This window comes from Streptomyces sp. NPDC054863, assembly GCF_053610825.1.
In genome coordinates, this window is the sequence record NZ_JBSGZD010000399.1 from 3,259 (window position 1) to 5,722 (window position 2,464).

The following is a 2,464-nucleotide window of genomic DNA, read 5'->3' on the forward strand; positions in this document are numbered from 1 at the left end:
ACCGTAGCACCGTTCGGACATCTGTTCCCCTGGGTTTTCTCGGTACCGGCGCACCGACCGCCGTCCCACCGCACCCCGGACCACGGACCCGGAGGGGTCGAAGGCGGCCCGGGTGTGGGCCACGCTCCACCGGCCGGCCCTCGGCGAGCTCGGTGCCCGGGGCGAGGGCCGCGAAGGGGGCGCCTGCGTTCAGGCGCCCCCGTTCAGGGTTCAGGTGCTCGGCACCGGGACCGGCCTGGCCAGCACCTGGTCCAGGACCTCGGTGAGGAACCGCGTCGGATCCGTCGCCGACGCCGTGGCGCGCATCGCGACGATCCCGTCCGGGCGGACGAGCAGCGCCCCTTCGTCGGGGAGCCACGGGACCGCGACGAGGTGCGCGGGGAGGCCGACGTCCGCCGCGGCGGTGAGCCAGCGTTCGCCCGCGACGCCCACCAGCAGGGTCCACCGGGACGCCACCAGGTCGAGCGTGGAAACCTCGTCGATCCACGCGTGGGGCACCCGCGAACCCGGCGACCCGTCCAGCACCAGGTCCACCGTGGACGGGAGTTCCGGCCGCGGGTCGACCACGGCGGCCGAGTCGTACCTCTGGCCGAGGTGCACGACCGGCGCCGCCCACACCCCCGCCACGGCCCTGGCGGCGTCGGCCTCGGGTCCGCGCCCCCAGTGCAGCTGCGGGTCGGCGAGCCTGCGCATCGCCTGGTCCAGGGTCGCCGCGGCGACCGGTTCGCGTTCGTGCGCGTAGGTGTCGAGCAGCCCGGCACCGGCCTCGCCGTGGTGGACGGCGGCCAGCTTCCACGCCAGGTTGTGCGCGTCGGCGATACCGGTGTTGAGGCCGAACGCGCCCAGGGGCGACACGGTGTGCGCGGCGTCGCCCACGAGGAACACGCGGCCGACGGCGAAGCTTTCGGCCGCCGCGCTCCGGGGCCGCCACGGGAGCACGCTGCGCACCTCGACGTCGAGGCCGGGGTCGCCGACCGCCAGCCGGATGATCGCGGCGCAGCGCTCGGGCGTGAAGTCCTCGGTGCGTTCGCCACCTTCGACGTCGCAGGCGACGTGGAAGACCCAGTCCGTCTCGCCGTCCACGGTGGCCAGCAGGCCGGGCGCCTGGGGCGTCGTGATCGTGCAGGTGGCGAAGGACATTCCGCGCAGGTGCGGTCGGAGGTCGGCGCGGAACAGGATGTTGATCATCGACTTGCCCAGGTCGCCCGGCCCGGAGACGCCCACGCCGAGGGCCGTACGCACGGTGCTGTGCGTGCCGTCGGCGGCGACGACGCGCGTGCACCGCAGCGAGTGGCGGCCGTCGGGTCCCTCCAGTTCGACGCCGACCCCGTCGGCGTCCTGAGCGAGGCCGACCAGACGGGTCGACCAGCGCAGGTCCGCTCCTCGGCGTGCCAGGTCGGCCGCCACGACGGCGTCGAGCCGGTCCTGGGCGCAGACGCCGCGCAGCCTGAACGGCGTCACGTCCGGTTCACCGGCGGACGGGGCCGCCATGGGCACGGTCACGACGTCGCCCGCGCCCATCTCGACGACGGTCCGCGCCACCGCCTTGCCCGCGGCGCCCCGAAGGTCGACCGCGGCGGCGTCGACGGCGGCGTCGAGCCCGAGTTCGCGGAGGACCTCGACGGTACGCGGTCCGATGCCGGTGGCACGTGGGTGCACCGAAGGGCCGGACCGGCGTTCGACGAGCACTGCCGGGACGCCGTGGTGGAGGAGCAGTGCCGCGGTGAGCAGGCCGACGCTGCCGCCTCCGACCACGAGAACCGGCGTGTTTGGATACGCTGTAGCTGTCATGGCTACACCGTAGCCAGAAGGTAGGATGCGGGTCAACGATGTGGGTCAACGAGGAAAGGAACCGCCCCCATGACCGAACCCGCTCCCTCGTCGGTGTGGACCCGGCCGCGCCCCGAGCCGCGTCGACGCGCGCCCGGGGTGGACCAGTACGTGGCCGCCGCGCTGGCCGTCGCGGACGCGGAGGGGCTGGCGGCGGTGTCGATGCGGCGGGTCGCGAGTGATCTCGGCTCCGGGACCGCCTCGCTCTACCGGTACATCACCAACCGCGACGAGCTGGTGGACCTGATGATCGACGCGGCGCAGGGCGAGGACCCGCTGCCCGGGTCCACCGGGGACTGGCGTGCCGATCTGGGGGCGGTCGCGCACGCGTTGCGCGCGACGCTGCTGCGGCACCCCTGGCTGGCGGGTGAACTGGCGGGGAGGCCCGCGCTCGGCCCCCACTCGTTGCGGCGGTCGGAGTCCGCGCTGCGCGCCGCCGTCGCGCTCACGCCCGACATCACCCTGGCCTCGCAGGCGCTCGGCGCCGTGCACGCGTACGTACTGGGTTCGGTCGCCGCCCAGCAGGCCCTTCGACGCGCGGAGCAGCGCACCGGGCTCAGCGAGGAGGAGTGGCAGCGCAGCGTCGGCCCCTACATCAGCGAGGTCCTCGCGGCGGGCGAGCACCCGATGCTCG

General features: G+C 74.7%; 2 protein-coding genes. One reads left to right on the forward strand and one right to left on the reverse strand.

All coding sequences use genetic code 11. The features are described from left to right. Positions 1 to 210: 210 nt before the first annotated feature. The gene (locus ACWGIG_RS36240; RefSeq protein WP_453325966.1) at positions 211 to 1,791 is read right to left on the reverse strand and encodes an FAD-dependent monooxygenase; all 1,581 of its coding nucleotides are present in this window, start codon (positions 1,789 to 1,791) and stop codon (positions 211 to 213) included. A gap of 69 nt (positions 1,792 to 1,860) precedes the next feature. Here ACWGIG_RS36240 and ACWGIG_RS36245 point away from each other — a divergent pair. Then, the coding region (locus ACWGIG_RS36245; protein WP_453325967.1) for a TetR/AcrR family transcriptional regulator C-terminal domain-containing protein at positions 1,861 to 2,464 on the forward strand (604 nt) is incomplete at its 3' end.